This window comes from Ramlibacter sp. GCM10027632 (assembly GCF_042675325.1).
Taxonomy (GTDB): Bacteria; Pseudomonadota; Gammaproteobacteria; order Burkholderiales; family Burkholderiaceae_C; genus Ramlibacter.
Genome location: NZ_JBHTGW010000010.1, coordinates 79114 through 93994, shown reverse-complemented (window position 1 = coordinate 93994; position 14881 = coordinate 79114). Strand labels below are relative to the sequence as shown.

At 69.4% G+C, this 14881-nt stretch carries 13 protein-coding genes; 10 read left to right on the top strand and 3 right to left on the bottom strand.

Annotation, left to right across the window (positions count from 1 at the left end):
• The first annotated feature begins 7 nt into the window (after positions 1 to 7).
• The 4 genes from ACFQZY_RS15495 (at position 8) to ACFQZY_RS15480 (ending at position 5362) form a co-directional block, all read left to right on the top strand.
• Positions 8 to 2137 (top strand): cytochrome c biogenesis protein ResB, encoded by a 2130-nt coding sequence (locus ACFQZY_RS15495; protein ID WP_377417430.1) that lies wholly within the window; start codon positions 8 to 10, stop codon positions 2135 to 2137.
• A complete protein-coding gene (ccsB, locus tag ACFQZY_RS15490; RefSeq protein WP_377417428.1) occupies positions 2134 to 3456 on the top strand; it encodes a c-type cytochrome biogenesis protein CcsB in 1323 nt (440 codons plus the stop codon). The genes ACFQZY_RS15495 and ccsB overlap by 4 nt, the downstream gene beginning before the upstream one ends.
• Positions 3457 to 3514: 58 nt before the next feature.
• Positions 3515 to 4510, top strand: coding sequence for a protein-methionine-sulfoxide reductase catalytic subunit MsrP (gene msrP / locus ACFQZY_RS15485; RefSeq protein WP_377417426.1), 996 nt, complete (start codon positions 3515 to 3517; stop codon positions 4508 to 4510).
• 183 nt (positions 4511 to 4693) lie between these two features.
• Positions 4694 to 5362, top strand: coding sequence for a sulfite oxidase heme-binding subunit YedZ (locus ACFQZY_RS15480; protein ID WP_377417424.1), 669 nt, complete (start codon positions 4694 to 4696; stop codon positions 5360 to 5362).
• Here the strand turns inward: ACFQZY_RS15480 and lysA are convergent.
• Complete coding sequence (lysA, locus tag ACFQZY_RS15475; RefSeq protein WP_377417422.1) at positions 5352 to 6629, bottom strand: diaminopimelate decarboxylase; 1278 nt, start codon at positions 6627 to 6629, stop codon at positions 5352 to 5354. The two genes, ACFQZY_RS15480 and lysA, sit on opposite strands and share 11 nt — an antisense overlap.
• Positions 6626 to 6817: a lipoprotein gene (locus ACFQZY_RS15470; protein ID WP_377417420.1), complete on the bottom strand. Its 192-nt coding sequence runs from the start codon at positions 6815 to 6817 to the stop codon at positions 6626 to 6628. The genes lysA and ACFQZY_RS15470 overlap by 4 nt, the downstream gene beginning before the upstream one ends.
• A gap of 12 nt (positions 6818 to 6829) precedes the next feature.
• Between ACFQZY_RS15470 and cyaY the strand changes: the two genes are divergently transcribed.
• Positions 6830 to 7162: an iron donor protein CyaY gene (cyaY, locus tag ACFQZY_RS15465; RefSeq protein ID WP_377417418.1), complete on the top strand. Its 333-nt coding sequence runs from the start codon at positions 6830 to 6832 to the stop codon at positions 7160 to 7162.
• A gap of 34 nt (positions 7163 to 7196) precedes the next feature.
• Here the strand turns inward: cyaY and ACFQZY_RS15460 are convergent, their stop codons facing one another.
• Entirely contained in the window at positions 7197 to 9557 is a 2361-nt protein-coding gene (locus ACFQZY_RS15460) for a penicillin-binding protein 1A (protein WP_377417416.1), read from the bottom strand.
• Between the two features lie 216 nt (positions 9558 to 9773).
• Between ACFQZY_RS15460 and ACFQZY_RS15455 the strand changes: the two genes are divergently transcribed.
• From ACFQZY_RS15455 to pilQ, 5 genes are read left to right on the top strand one after another with little or no spacing between them, the layout of a single operon-like run.
• Positions 9774 to 10853: a pilus assembly protein PilM gene (locus tag ACFQZY_RS15455; protein ID WP_377417414.1), complete on the top strand. Its 1080-nt coding sequence runs from the start codon at positions 9774 to 9776 to the stop codon at positions 10851 to 10853.
• The gene (locus tag ACFQZY_RS15450) at positions 10850 to 11479 is read left to right on the top strand and encodes a PilN domain-containing protein (protein ID WP_377417412.1); all 630 of its coding nucleotides are present in this window, start codon (positions 10850 to 10852) and stop codon (positions 11477 to 11479) included. The genes ACFQZY_RS15455 and ACFQZY_RS15450 overlap by 4 nt, the downstream gene beginning before the upstream one ends.
• A 4-nt stretch (positions 11480 to 11483) precedes the next feature.
• Positions 11484 to 12152, top strand: a complete 669-nt coding sequence (locus ACFQZY_RS15445; RefSeq protein WP_377417410.1) for a type 4a pilus biogenesis protein PilO — start codon at positions 11484 to 11486, stop codon at positions 12150 to 12152.
• Positions 12149 to 12721: a pilus assembly protein PilP gene (locus ACFQZY_RS15440; RefSeq protein WP_377417408.1), complete on the top strand. Its 573-nt coding sequence runs from the start codon at positions 12149 to 12151 to the stop codon at positions 12719 to 12721. Before ACFQZY_RS15445 ends, ACFQZY_RS15440 begins: the two co-directional genes overlap by 4 nt.
• Entirely contained in the window at positions 12718 to 14865 is a 2148-nt protein-coding gene (gene pilQ, locus ACFQZY_RS15435; protein ID WP_377417406.1) for a type IV pilus secretin PilQ, read from the top strand. Before ACFQZY_RS15440 ends, pilQ begins: the two co-directional genes overlap by 4 nt.
• The last annotated feature ends 16 nt before the right edge of the window (positions 14866 to 14881 follow it).

Genomic DNA, 14881 nt, shown 5'->3' with positions numbered 1-14881 from the left:
CCTCTCCATGACGTCTTCCTCCCAGGGCCTTTCCGTGCGCTCCGGTTCGCAGGTCCTGCGCGCGGCGATGGAGCTGCTCGCCTCGATGCGCTTCGCGATCGCGCTGCTGACGGTGATCTGCATCGCCTCGGTGATCGGCACCGTCCTCAAGCAGCACGAACCCGCGGTCAACTACGTCAACCAGTTCGGCCCCTTCTGGGCCCACCTGTTCACCGCGCTGCAGCTCAATGCCGTCTACAGCGCCTGGTGGTTCCTGGTGATCCTGGCCTTCCTGGTGGTGAGCACCTCGCTGTGCATCGCCCGCAACACGCCCAAGATCGTCGCCGACCTGCGCTCGCACAAGGAGAACATCCGGGTGCAGGGCCTGGAGGCCTTCCACCACAAGGCGCAGGGTGACCTGGCCGGCGCGCCCGAGGCGGCGGCGCGCCGCATCGGCGAGGGCCTGGCCCGCGCGGGCTGGAAGGTCAAGCTGCAGCAGCGCGGCGAGGCGGGCTGGATGGTCGCGGCCCGCGCCGGCGCGGCCAACAAGATCGGCTACATCGCGGCCCACGCCGCCATCGTGCTGGTGTGCCTGGGCGGCCTGTTCGACGGCGACCTGATCGTGCGCGCCCAGATGTGGTTCGGCGGCAAGACCCCCTTCACCGGCGGCGGCATGATCGCCGACGTGCCGGCGCAGCACCGCCTGCCCCTGACCAACCCCACCTTCCGCGGCAACCTGCTGGTGTCCGAGGGCACGCAGTCGCACACCGCCATCCTGAACCAGAGCGACGGCGTGCTGCTGCAGGAGCTGCCCTTCGCGATCGAGCTGCAGAAGTTCATCGTCGAGTACTACTCGACCGGCATGCCCAAGCTGTTCGCCAGCGACATCGTGATCCACGACCGCGAGACCGGCGAGAAGATCCCGGCGCGCGTGGAGGTGAACCACCCGGCGCGCCACCGCGGCATCGAGATCTACCAGTCCAGCTTCGACGACGGCGGCTCGCGCGTGAAGCTGGAGGCCGTGCCGCTGGCGGGCGGCAAGCGCTTCGAGGTCGAGGGCGTCATCGGCGGCAGCACCCCCCTGAGCCGCGGCCCGGGCGAGGGCGCCGAGAAGATGACGCTGGAGTACACCGCGCTGCGCGTGATCAACGTCGAGAACCTCGGCGACGCCGCAGCCCCGGCCGCCTCGGGCGCCGACGTGCGCAAGGTCGACCTGGCCGGCTCCATCGAGTCGCGCCTGGGCGCCGGCCACAAGACCAGCACGAAGAAGGAGCTGCGCAACGTCGGCCCCAGCATCACCTACAAGCTGCGCGACGCCGCCGGCCAGGCCCGCGAGTTCCACAACTACATGCTGCCGGTCAAGCTGGAGGAGGGCGCCGCGCCGGTGTTCCTCCTGGGCATGCGCGAGAACCCCTCGGACAACTTCCGCTACCTGCGCCTGCCGGCCGACGACCAGGGACGCCTCGACGGCTTCCTGCGCCTGCGCGAGGCGCTGGCCGACCCGAAGCTGCGCGAGGAGGCGGTGCGCCGCTATGCCGCCAGGGCCACCGACCCGGCCCGCCCGGAGCTGGCGCAGCAGCTGTCCGCCTCGGCTTCCCGGGCGCTGGGCCTGTTCGCCGGCGCCGAGGCGGCGGCCGCCGGTGCGAAGCCGGTTGCCGGCCTGCAGGCCATCTCCGACTTCATGGAGGTCAACGTGCCCGAGGCCGAGCGCGCCCGCGCCGGCGAGGTGGTGGTGCGGATCCTGAACGGCGCGCTGTTCGAGCTGGCGCAGCTGGCCCGCGCGCGCGCCGGCGAGAAGGCGCTGGTGCCGAGCGACGAGACCGCCGCCTTCATGAACCAGGCCGTGCTGGCCCTGAGCGACGTGCCGCTGTACCCCGCGCCCATGGTGTTCCAGCTCAAGGACTTCACCCAGGTCCAGGCCAGCGTGTTCCAGGTGGCCCGTGCCCCTGGCCGCAACATTGTCTACCTGGGGTGTGCGTTGCTGATCATCGGCGTGTTTGCCATGCTCTATGTCCGCGAGCGCCGCCTGTGGGTCTGGCTCGCGCCGCGTGAGGGCGGCAGCCACGCCACGATGGCGCTGTCCTCCAACCGCAAGACCCTGGATGCCGATCGCGAGTTCGCCCACCTGCGCACCCGCCTCCTCGAAGTGAAAGAATGACCACGGCCACCACCACGCTCACGCTGAACGAGGGCTTTTTCGCCCGCCGCAACTGGCTCGACTGGGCCTTCGCCCTGCTGGTGCTGGCCGGCGGCCTGTTCGCGTTCACCCGCTACCAGGGCTCGATGGATGTCTACGAGAAGGGCATCCTGCTGGGCGCCATGCCCTGCGCCGTCTGGCTCGGCTGGTTCTGGCGCCCGCTGCGCACGCTGATGGCCGTGGTGGCCGGCTTCTCGCTGCTGGCCATCGCCAGCTACCAGGGCGACCTGGCGCGTGCCGACCAGGTGTTCTGGCTGAAGTATTTCCTGTCGAGCCAGTCGGCCATCCTGTGGATGTCCATGCTGTTCTTCATGAGCACGGTCTTCTACTGGATCGGCATGTTCGCGCGTGGCCAGGCCGGCGCGATGGAGCGCATCGGCTCCGGCGTGGCCTGGGCGGCGGTGGGCATGGCCCTCATCGGCACCATGGTGCGCTGGTACGAGAGCCACCAGCTCGGCCCGGACATCGGCCACATCCCGGTCAGCAACCTGTACGAGGTCTTCGTGCTGTTTTGCTGGATGACGGCCCTGTTCTACCTGTACTTCGAGGAGCAGTACGCGACGCGGTCGCTGGGTGCCTTCGTGATGCTGGTGGTCAGCGCCGCGGTCGGCTTCCTGCTCTGGTACACGGTGGTGCGCGAGGCCCACGAGATCCAGCCCCTGGTGCCCGCCCTCAAGAGCTGGTGGATGAAGCTGCACGTGCCGGCCAACTTCATCGGCTACGGCACCTTCGCGCTGTCGGCCATGGTGGCCTTCGCCTACCTGGTCAAGCTGCACGCGCAGGAGACCCGCTGGTGGAAGCTGGCGCCGCTGTGGGCGCTGGGCGTGGTGCTGTGCTTCGAGCCCATCGTGTTCCGCAAGGGCGCGGTCGGCGGCCTGAGCAGCTACTGGGCGGTGTACTTCGGCATTGCCGCGTTGATCGTCGGCGGCATCCTGGCCCTGCGCCGGCGCATCGCCGAGCGGCTGCCGGCCTTCGAGGTGCTGGACGACGTGATGTACAAGTCCATCGCCGTCGGCTTCGCCTTCTTCACCATCGCCACCGTGCTGGGCGCCCTGTGGGCGGCCGAGGCCTGGGGCGGCTACTGGAGCTGGGACCCGAAGGAGACCTGGGCCCTGATCGTCTGGCTGAACTACGCGGCCTGGCTGCACATGCGCCTGATGAAGGGCCTGCGCGGCGCGGTCTCGGCCTGGTGGGCCCTGGTGGGCCTGGTGGTCACGACCTTCGCCTTCCTGGGCGTGAACATGTTCCTCTCCGGACTCCACAGCTACGGGAATCTCTGACCTGACGCGCGTGGTGATGGATCCATGGTAAGAACCCGGTCTTCCCTTGAGGTGATTCATGCTGATCCAGACCCATCGCGACGGCTTCGTCCATCCCCTGTCCAGCGAGATCACGCCGCAGTCCGCCTACCTGCAGCGGCGTGACCTGATGCGCTGGTTGGCCGGCGGCGCGGCGGGCGCGGCCCTGGCCGGCTGGGCCCAGCGCGAGGCCTTCGCCCAGGCGCAGCGTCCCGGCAAGCTGGCCGCGCTGGCGGCCACGCCGTCGCCGGTGGCCGGCGCGGTGACCATGGAAAAGCTCACCAGCTACCAGGACGCCTCCACCTACAACAATTTCTACGAGTTCGGCACCGACAAGGCCGACCCGGCCAGGCGCGCGCACACGCTGCGCACGCGGCCCTGGACCGTCGAGGTCGACGGCCTGGTGAAGAAGCCCGCCCGCTTCGACATCGAGGACCTGCTCAAGCTCTCCGCCCAGGAGGAGCGCATCTACCGCCTGCGCTGCGTCGAGGGCTGGTCCATGGTCATTCCCTGGGTGGGCTATTCGCTGTCGAAACTGGTCGAGAAGGTCGAGCCGCTGGGCAGCGCGAAGTTCGTCGAGTTCACCACCCTGGCCGACCCCAAGACCATGCCGAACGTGGGCTCCAGCGTGCTGGACTGGCCCTACGTGGAAGGCCTGCGGCTGGACGAGGCGATGCACCCGCTCACCCTGCTGGCCTTCGGCATGTACGGCGAGGTGCTCCCCCACCAGAACGGCGCGCCGCTGCGGCTGGTGGTGCCCTGGAAGTACGGCTTCAAGAGCGCCAAGTCGCTGGTGCGCATCCGCTTCACCGAGAAGGAGCCGGCCACCGCCTGGAACAAGGCGGCGCGCAACGAGTACGGTTTCTATTCCAACGTCAACCCGAATGTCGACCACCCGCGCTGGAGCCAGGCCAGCGAGCGCCGCATCGGCGAGGACGGCCTGTTCGCCAAGCGCCGCAAGACGCTGATGTTCAACGGCTACGAGGCCCAGGTCGGCCAGCTCTACGCCGGCATGGACCTGCGCAAGTTCTACTGAGGCGGCTTGGATGAGCGCCGCGCCGGGCCGCCCCAAGCCAGCTCGCACCCCCTCGGGGGGCAGCGAAGGACACGCAGTGCCGAGCGTGGGGGCCAAAGCGTTCGCCGCGCCGGGCCGCCCCAAGCAAGCTCGCACCCCCTCGGGGGGCAGTCAGGGCACGCGGTGCCGAGCGTGGGGGGCCACGTGACCCTCCTGCGCAGGACGGTCACGGCCGGCGCCAATGCGTGGCTGCTTCGCCGCTGGGCCAAGCCGGCGCTGTTCGCGCTGTCGCTGGCGCCCTTCGCCTGGCTGGCCTTCGCGGCCTTCGCCGACCGCCTGGGCGCCAACCCCGCCGAGGCCCTGGTGCGCGCCACCGGCGACTGGACCCTGCGCTTCCTGTGCATCACCCTGGCCGTGACGCCGCTGCGCGTGGTGCTGGGGCTGCCGGCGCTGGCACGGATGCGCCGCATGGCCGGCCTGTTCGTGTACTTCTACGCCGTGTGGCACCTGCTGGCGTACGCCTGGTTCGACATGGGCTTCGACGCCGCCGACATCGCCCGCGACATCGCCAAGCGGCCCTTCATCCTGGTGGGTTTCGCCGGCTTCACCGGCCTCACGCTGCTGGCCGCGACCTCGTTCGACCGCGCCGTGCGCTGGCTCGGCGGCGCGCGCTGGCGGCAGCTGCACCGGGCGGTCTACGGCATCGTCTTCCTCGCGCTGCTGCACTTCCTGTGGATGCGCGCGGCCAAGAACAACCTGGGCGAGGTGGCGGTGTATGCCGCCCTGGTCTCGCTGCTGCTGGGGTGGCGGCTGGCGCGCTGGTGGCGCGAGCGCCGGCGCCGCGCGGCGCCGGCCGTGCCCGTCAGGGGATGAGGCGCTCGCTGCGCAGCTGGTCGGCCACCGACTCGCGCTGGCGGATCAGCGTGGCCTGGTTCCCGTGCACCAGCACCTCGGCGGCGCGGCCGCGGGTGTTGTAGTTGCTGGACATGCTCATGCAATAGGCACCGGTGGACAGCACGGCGAGCAGGTCGCCGGCCTGCACCGCGAGGTCGCGGTCGCGGCCGAGCCAGTCGCCGCTCTCGCACACCGGGCCCACCACGTCGTAGGTATGGGCCGCCGCCGCCGCGCGGCGGTGCAGCGGCACGATGGCGTGGAAGGCCTCGTACATCGCCGGGCGGGGCAGGTCGTTCATCGCCGCGTCGACGATGCAGAAGTTCTTCTGTTCGCCCGGCTTGAGGTATTGCACCTCGGTCAGGCACACGCCGGCGTTGCCCACCAGCGAGCGGCCGGGTTCCACCATGAGGTGGCGTTCGCCGTAGCCGCGCGCGTCGAGCTTGGCCAGCAGCTGCTGCCACAGTGCATCGGCGGTGGGCGGCGTGTCGCCGTTGTAGTCGATGCCCAGGCCGCCGCCGAAGTCGATATGGTGCAGGTGGATGCCGGCGGCCTCGATCGCGTCGACCAGGTCGAGCACGCGGTCCATGGCGTCCAGGTAGGGGCTGTCCTCGGTGATCTGCGAGCCGATGTGGCAGTCGATGCCGACCACGCGCAGGCCCGGCAGGCTGGCGGCGCGCTTGTAGACCTCCAGCGTGCGCTCATGCGCCACGCCGAACTTGTTGCCCTTGAGGCCGGTGGAGATGTAGGGATGGGTCTTGGCGTCGACGTTGGGGTTGACGCGGATGCTCACCGGCGCGGTCTCGCCGCAGGCGGCTGCGACTTCGCTGAGCACCTCCAGCTCGGCTTCGCTCTCCACGTTGAAGCAGCCGATGCCGACCTCCAGCGCGCGGCGCATCTCGGCGCGGGTCTTGCCGACGCCGGAGAAGATGATCCTGGCCGGGTCGCCGCCGGCCACCAGCGCGCGCTCGAGCTCGCCGCCGGAGACGATGTCGAAGCCGCAGCCGGCCTGCGCGAACACCTGCAGCACGGCGAGCGAGGAGTTGGCCTTCATCGCGTAGTGGATGGTGGCCTTGCGGCCGGCGAAGCCGCGCTGGTAGGCCGCCAGCGCGGACAGCATGGCGGCCTTGGAGTAGACGAACAGGGGCGTGCCATGGGCCCTGGCCAGGTCGGCCAGGCGCACGTCCTCCAGCCAGAGTTCATCGCCGCGCCAGGCGAGGTGCGGGGTTCCGGGAAGTTGCTGGGTCATGGCTGGCGGGAAGAGGCAGGCGAAAGGGCGGGCAGGGGAGCGGGGGCGGCGGCCGGCGAGGCCTTGGCGGCGGGTTGCGGGTAGCCGGCGGGCAGGTACAGGTCACCCTTCTGGCCGCAGGCCGACAGCGCAAGCGCCGCGGCCAGCGAGAGGCCCGTGACTAGAATCGTTTGGAACCACGCGAACATCGACGAATTGTAATGACCGACCTCGAATACATGGACCGCGCCGAGGCGCTGCTGCGCCGGCTGGAGTCCTGCTGCGACCGCCTCAACGACGAGACCGACGCCGACCTCGACAACCAGCGCGTGGGCGGCATGGTCACCATCACCTTCGTGAACGGCAGCCAGATCATCGTGAACCTGCAGAAGCCGCTGCAGGAGGTGTGGATGGCCGCGCGCGCGGGCGGCTTCCACTACAAGTTCGACGGCGCGCAGTGGATGGACACCAAGGGCCACGGCGAGTTCTTTGCCCACCTGAGCCGCTGCGCCAGCGAGCAGGCGGGCCAGCCGCTGGCGTTCACCGCGGGCTGAACCCCGGCCGCGCGGTGCGCGGCCCGGGCCGCGATCAGTTCCGGAACAGGTCCAGGATGCTCTTGCGCTCGTCCGCCTGCGGCAGCGGACGCGGCGGCGGGTTCAGGCCGCCCGCCTCGTTCACGCCCATGCTGCTCACGCCGCCGCGGGCGAACTCGTTGTAGTACCACTCGCCGCCCACGTTGACCACGCCCTCGGGCGCGGCCGGCTCGGCCACCGGCACGCCCTTGAGGGCGGCCTCCATGAACGAGATCCAGATCGGCAGCGACAGGCCGCCGCCGGTCTCGCGGTCGCCCAGCGACTTGGGCGTGTCGTACCCCATCCAGACCACTGCGGCCACCGTCGGCTGGTAGCCGGCGAACCAGGTGTCGATCGAGTCGTTGGTGGTGCCGGTCTTGCCGTACAGGTCCGGGCGCTTCAGCTCGGCCTGGGCCCGCGCGGCGGTGCCCGAGCGGGTGATCTCCTGCAGCAGCCGGTTCATGATGAAGGCGTTGCGCGGCTCGATCGCGCGCGCCGCGTCCGCGGCCACCGGGGGCGGGCTCTCCACCAGCGGCTTGCCGCGCTGGTCGGTGATGCGGGAGATCAGCCACGGGTTGACGCGGTAGCCGCCGTTGGCGAAGACCGCGTAGCCGGTGGCCATCTGCATCGGCGTGACCGAGCCGGCGCCCAGGGCCATGGTGAGGTAGGGCGGGTGCTTCTCGGCCTCGAAGCCGAAGCGGGTGATCCACTCCTGCGCGTTCTGCGCGCCCACCGCCTGCAGGATGCGGATGGACACCATGTTCTTGGACTTGGCCAGCGCGGTGTGCAGCGGCATCGGGCCCTCGAACTTGCCGTCGTAGTTCTTCGGCTCCCAGGGCTGGCCGCCGGTCACGCCGGCGTCGAAGAACAGCGGGCCGTCATTGACCACGGTGCTCGGCGTGAAGCCCTTCTCCAGGGCCGCCGAGTAGATGAAGGGCTTGAACGAGGAGCCGGGCTGGCGCCAGGCCTGGGTCACGTGGTTGAACTTGTTCTTGTTGAAGTCGAAGCCGCCCACCAGCGCGAGGATGGAGCCGTCGCGCGGGTCCAGTGCCACGAACGCGCCCTCCACCTCGGGCAGCTGCGTGATCTCCCAGCCCTTGGGCTGCTTGGTCACCCGGATCACCGCGCCGCGGCGGATCTTGATCTTGGGCGGCGCCTTGTCGGACAGGCCGGACTGCGCCGGCTTCAGGCCCTCGCCGGTGATCTCGAAGGGCTCGCTGTTGCCCCGCACCGCGAGGATGCGCTTGGGGCTGGCCTCCAGCACCACGGCGGACATCACGTCGCCGTTGTCGGGGTGGTCGGACAGCACGTCGTCGACCGCGTCGTCCAGCTCCTTGGGGTCGGCGGGCAGCTCGACGAACTTCTCGGGGCCGCGGTAGATCTGGCGGCGCTCGTAGTCCATGATGCCCTTGCGCAGGGCGCGGTAGGCGGCGTCCTGGTGGTCCGACTTGACGGTGGTGTAGACGTTCAGCCCGCGGGTGTAGGTCTCGTCGCCGTACTGCGCGTAGACCAGCTGGCGCACGGTCTCGGCCACGTACTCGGCATGCACCCGCATCGGGTCGGCGGCGGTGCGCAGCTTCAGCTCCTGGCGCTTGGCCAGGTCGGCCTGCTGCAGGGTGATGAAGCCGTTGTCGGCCATGCGCTCGATGATGTAGAGCTGTCGCGAGCGCGCCCGCTTGGGGTTGCTGATCGGGTTGTAGGCGGACGGCGCCTTGGGCAGGCCGGCCAGCATCGCCGCCTCGGCGATGCTCAGGTCCTGCAGGGGCTTGCCGAAGTAGGTTTCGGCGGCCGCGGCGAAGCCGTAGGCCCGGTTGCCCAGGTAGATCTGGTTCATGTAGATCTCGAGGATCTGGTCCTTCGTGAGCTGGTGCTCCAGCTTGAACGTGAGGAGGATCTCGTAGAGCTTTCGGGTGAAGGTCTTCTCGGAGCTGAGGTAGACGTTGCGCGCCACCTGCATGGTGATGGTCGAGGCGCCCTGGCTCTTGGCCCGGCCCAGGTTGGCCAGCGCGGCGCGGGCCAGGCCCACGTAGTCCACGCCGCCGTGCTGGTAGAAGCGGGCGTCCTCGATGGCCAGCACCGCGTCCTTCATGACCTTCGGGATCTCGGCGACCGGGGTCATGTTGCGGCGCTCCTCGCCGAACTCCCCGATCAGGACGCCGTCGGCCGAGAACACCCGCAACGGCAGCTTGGGCCGGTACGAGGACAGGTCGGACACGTCCGGCAGGTTGGGGTATGCCACGGCCAGGGCGACCGCCACGATGATCACCAGGCTGGCGCCCGCGGCCAGGGCCGCGCCCGCGCCCCAGAGCAGCAGGCGGACCAGGAGGCTGCGGTGGCCGGCGGCGCGGGGCTTGTCTTCAGGAGTGTCGAGGGGCATAAACGGGCTTCAATGGTCGCGCCCGGAATTATCCGGGGGACGGGGGACTGGCATCGCAATAGCGACTTCGTAGTATCGCCGCGGTGCTCGTCAGATTTAGGCAACGACTTGAGCCAACGCAGGTGGCGGGCCTATGCCGTCAAGTTTCTTGCTGCTAGGATTGAAGTGAAATCTTAAGTATGTTGCAGCTCGTGACGGCCGCAGACGGAGAACTCCTTGATTTCCTTGGGCCCCTTGTTTAGCCACCAACCCGCACCCCTGCTGGGCCTGGACATCAGTTCTTCCAGCGTCAAGCTGGTCGAGTTGGGCCAGGACCGCGAGGGCCGATACATCCTGGAACGCTGCGCCATCGAGCCGCTGGAGCGGGGGTGCATCACCGACGGCAACATCGAGAAATTCGACGAGGTGGCCGACGCCATGCGCCGCGTCGTCAAGAAGAGCGGCACCCGCGCGCGCCACGTCGCCATGGCCCTGCCGCCCTCGGCCGTGATCACCAAGAAGATCATCCTGCCCGGCGGCCTGTCGGAGCAGGACCTGGAGGTCCAGGTCGAGGCCGAGGCCAACCAGTACATCCCCTTCTCGCTCGACGAGGTCAGCCTCGATTTCTGCGTCATCGGCCCCAGCCCCACCTCCACCGGGGATGTCGAGGTCCTGATCGCCGCCTCCCGCAAGGAGAAGGTCCAGGACCGCCAGGGCCTGGCCGAGGCCGCCGGCCTCAAGCCCGTCATCCTGGACATCGAGTCCTACGCGTCCCGCCTGGCCGCCGGCCGCCTCATCGATGCCCTGCCCGGTGGCGGCGCCGACACCATGGTGGCCCTGTTCGAGGTGGGCGCCTTCAGCACCGGCATGCAGGTGATCCGCAACGGCGAGGTGCTCTACGACCGTGACCAGGCCTTCGGCGGCGCCCAGCTGACCCAGCTGATCGTCCGCCAGTACGGCTTCTCCCTCGAGGAGGCCGAGGCCAAGAAGCGCAGCAACGAGCTGCCCGACGACTACGGCCCGGGCGTCCTGCGCCCCTTCGTGGACAGCCTGTCGCAGGAAGTCTCGCGGGCCCTGCAGTTCTTCTTCACCAGCACCCCGCACAACCGGGTGGACCACATCCTGCTCGCGGGCGGCTCGGCGGGCCTGGCGGGCCTGCCGCAGGCCGTCACCGCCCACACCTCGTTCGCCTGCAGCCTGGCCGATCCCTTCGAGGGCATGCACATCGCCGAGACCGTGCGCGAGAAGAAGATGCGCCGCGAGGCCCCCTCGTACCTCACCGCCTGCGGGCTCGCCATGCGGAGGTTTGCGCAGTGATCCTCATCAACCTCCTGCCCCATCGCGAAGCGGCCCGCAAGCGCCGTCGCGAGCTGTTCTACCTGTCGCTGGCCGCCTCGGTGGTGGGCGGCCTGGCGCTCGCCGGCGCCTTCTACCTCTACCAGCTGGCGGAGATCAGCGCCCAGCAGAGGCGCAACGAGCTCCTGCGCGGCGAGATCGTCAAGCTCGACGCCCAGATCAAGGACATCGCCAACCTGCAGCGCGAGATCGCTGCCCTGCGGGCCCGCCAGCAGGCTGTCGAGGACCTGCAGGCCGACCGCAACATGCCGGTCCACATCCTCAACGAGCTGGTGCGGCAGCTGCCCGACGGCGTCTACCTCACCAGCCTCCGCCAGGACAACCAGACCGTCACCCTCCTGGGCGTGGCCCAGTCGAACGAGCGGGTGTCCGAGCTGCTTCGCAACCTGGGCAACAACAGCCCCTGGCTGACCCAGCCGGAGCTGATCGAGATCGTCGCCGGCAACGTCACCCTCAGCACGCGCGACCAGCGCCGGGTGGCCAACTTCAACATGAAGGTCAAGGTGCTGCGTGCGAGCGACGTGAAGCCGCCCGCCACCCCGGCCAGCGCCCCTGCCAGCGCCCCGGCGGCCCCAGCCAGGACCTGAACCCATGGCCACCCGCAATCCCCCCAAGACCGACCTGAAAGCCAGCTGGGCGCGCCTGACCGCCCAGTTCCGCGGGCTCGATCCGAACGACCCGGCCTCCTGGCCGGCCGCGCCGCGCGCCACCCTGTGCGCCTTCATCGTCGTGGGCATCGTCGTCCTGCTCTGGTACGTGTTCATCAGCAGCACGCACGACGAGCTCGAGGCCGAGGTCCAGCGCGAGGTGCAGCTCAAGCGCGAGTACACCGGCAAGCTCGGGCAGGCCGTCAACCTCGAGGTGCTGCGCCAGCAGCGCGAGCAGGTGCTGCAGTACGTGACCCAGCTGGAGAAGCAGCTGCCCGGCAAGGCCGAGATGGACGCGCTGCTGTCGGACATCAACCAGGCCGGCCTGGGCCGCAGCCTGTACTTCGAGCTGTTCCGCCCGGGCCAGGTCACGGTCAAGGAGTACTACGCCGAGCTGCCCATCGCGCTGCGCGTGACCGGGCGCTACCACGACATCGGCTCCTTCGCCTCCGACATCGCCAACCTCTCGCGCATCGTCACGCTGAACAACATCGCCGTGACGCCCGCGCGCGACGGCTCCCTGCAGATGGAAGCCACGGCCAAGACCTTCCGTTACCTCGACCCCGAAGAGGTCGCGGCCCAGCGCAAGAACCAGCCGGGAGCCAAGAAATGAGCGCCGCCCTGCAATTGAGCCCGCTGCGCGTGCTGCACCTGTCCGCCGGCGCGCTGGTCGTGGCGGCGGTGCTGGCGGGTTGCGGCGCATCCGGCCAGCAGGAAATCCAGGCCTGGATGCAGCAGCAGCGCGCCCAGACCAAGCCCAAGGTCGAGCCCCTGCCCGAGCCGAAGAAATTCACCCCGCAGGCCTACACCGAGGCCGCGGCCACTGACCCGTTCAGCTCGCAGAAGCTGGCGCAGGCGCTGCGCCGGGCGGCCGGCCAGTCGGCCGCGAGCTCGGCCCTGGTGGCGCCCGAGATGGCCCGGCGCAAGGAGCCGCTGGAGAGCTATCCGCTGGACACCATGGTCATGGTGGGCAGCATGATCCGGCAGGGGCGCCCGGTCGCGCTCGTGCGGGTCGACAACCTCATCTACCAGGTGCGTCCCGGCATGTACCTGGGGCAGAACTACGGAAAGATCACCCGGGTGACGGAGACCGAGGTCGTGCTGCGCGAGATCGTGCAGGACCCGGCGGGTGAATGGGTTGAACGCGCTGCGACGCTGCAGTTGCAAGAGAGGTCCAAATGAAAACAACATCTTCCTCCCCGCGCTGGATGCCGGGCTGGGTGCTGGCCATCGCGCTGGCCGCCGGCCTGCCATCGGCTGTCGTGCATGCGCAGGATCCGGCCGGCGTCGCGGTCGAGGCTGTCAGCAGTTCGGTCCAGGGGGGCGTCGAAGTCCTTCGCATCGATTTCTCCCAGCCCCTGCAGGCCCTGCCGGCCGGCTTCACCATCCAGGCCCCGGCCCGCATCGCCCTGGACATCCCCGGCGCGACCAACAACCTCGGCCGCAACACCGTGGAGGTCAACCAGGGCAACCTGCGCTCGGTCAACGTGGTCCAGGCCGGCGACCGCACCCGCCTCGTCCTCAACCTCAAGACCCCCACGGCCTACAAGGCGCAGATCCAGGGCAAGTCGCTGCTGGTCTCGCTGGACCCGGTGGTGGCCTCGGCGCCGGTGGCCACCTCGACGCCGTCGCAGTTCTCCGAGAGCCGCAACCGCGACACGCTGCCGCTCAAGGACCTCGATTTCCGCCGCGGCACCGATGGCGCCGGCCGCATCATCGTCGACCTGCAGAGCAACCAGGTCGGCGTGGACATCCGCCAGCAGGGGCAGACGCTGGTGGTGGACTTCCTCAAGTCCAGCCTGCCCGAGGGGCTGCGCCGCCGCCTCGACGTGTCCGACTTCGGCACGCCGGTGCAGACCGTCACCACCACGCCCAACGGCGACCGCGTGCGCATGGTCATCGAGCCGCGCGGCGCCTGGGAGCACAGCGCCTACCAGAGCGACAACCAGTTCGTGGTCGAGGTCCGCCCGGTCCGCGTCGACCCCAACCGGGTGACGCAGGGCCCCACCTACACCGGCGAGAAGCTCTCCCTGAACTTCCAGAACATCGAGGTCCGGGCGCTGCTTCAGGTGATCGCGGACTTCACCAACTTCAACATCGTCACCTCCGACACCGTCACCGGCTCGCTCACGCTGCGCCTGAAGGACGTGCCCTGGGACCAGGCGCTGGACATCATCATGCAGGCCAAGGGCCTGGGCCTGCGCAAGACCGGCAACGTGCTGTGGATCGCTCCCAAGGAGGAGCTGGCGGCGAAGGAGAAGAAGGACCTCGAGGACCGGGCGGCCATCCAGGGCCTGGAGCCGCTGCGCACCCAGGGTTTCCAGCTGAACTACACCAAGGCCTCAGAGATCGCCGCCCAGCTGATGTCGGGGCCGATCGCCAACCGGATCCTGAGCAACCGGGGTAGCGTGATCTCCGAGGCCCGCACGAACCAGCTCTTCGTGACCGACGTGCCGGCCCGCCTGGAGAACGTGCAGGCCCTGATCAGCAAGCTCGACATTCCGGTGCGCCAGGTGCTGATCGAGGCGCGCATCGTCGAGGCGTCCGACACCTTCGGCAAGTCGCTGGGCGTGCGCCTGGGCGGCAGCGACCTGCGCGGCATCCGCGGCGGGGACCCCGGCTACGCGATCGCGGGCGGTTCCAACCGCGTGGCCTTCGGCGGCACCTACAACGCGGTCAGCGGCACCACGGGCGAGGGCGTGTCCACGCTGCTGGACACCACCAGCACCAACTTCGTCAACCTGCCGGCCCTGGCCATCAACGGCCTCAACCCGGCCAGTTTCGCGATCTCCCTGTTCAGCTCGTCGGCCAACCGCTTCCTGAACCTGGAGCTGTCGGCCCTGGAGGCGGACGGCAAGGGCAAGCTGGTGTCGAGCCCGCGCATCGTGACGGCCGACCAGACCAAGGCCTTCATCGAGCAGGGCACGGAGTTTCCCTACCAGCAGTCCACCAGCAGCGGCGCGACCTCGATCGCGTTCCGCCGCGCCACGCTGAAGCTGGAGGTGACGCCGCAGATCACCCCTGAGGGCAACATCATCCTGGACCTGGAGGTCAACAAGGACAGCCGCGGCGAGACGACCGCCTCCGGCATCGCCATCAACACCAAGAAGATCAAGACGCAGGTGCTGGTGGAGAACGGCGGCACGGTGGTCATCGGCGGCATCTTCGAGCTGACCGAGACCGAGGACGAGGCCCGCGTGCCGCTGCTGGGCGACCTGCCCGCCGTCGGCAACCTGTTCAAGAACCGCCGCCGCACTGCCAACAAGCAGGAGATGCTGGTGTTCATTACGCCCAAGATGATCACGGACCGGGCAGCATCGCGCTGACCCGTGGCTCGTCAAA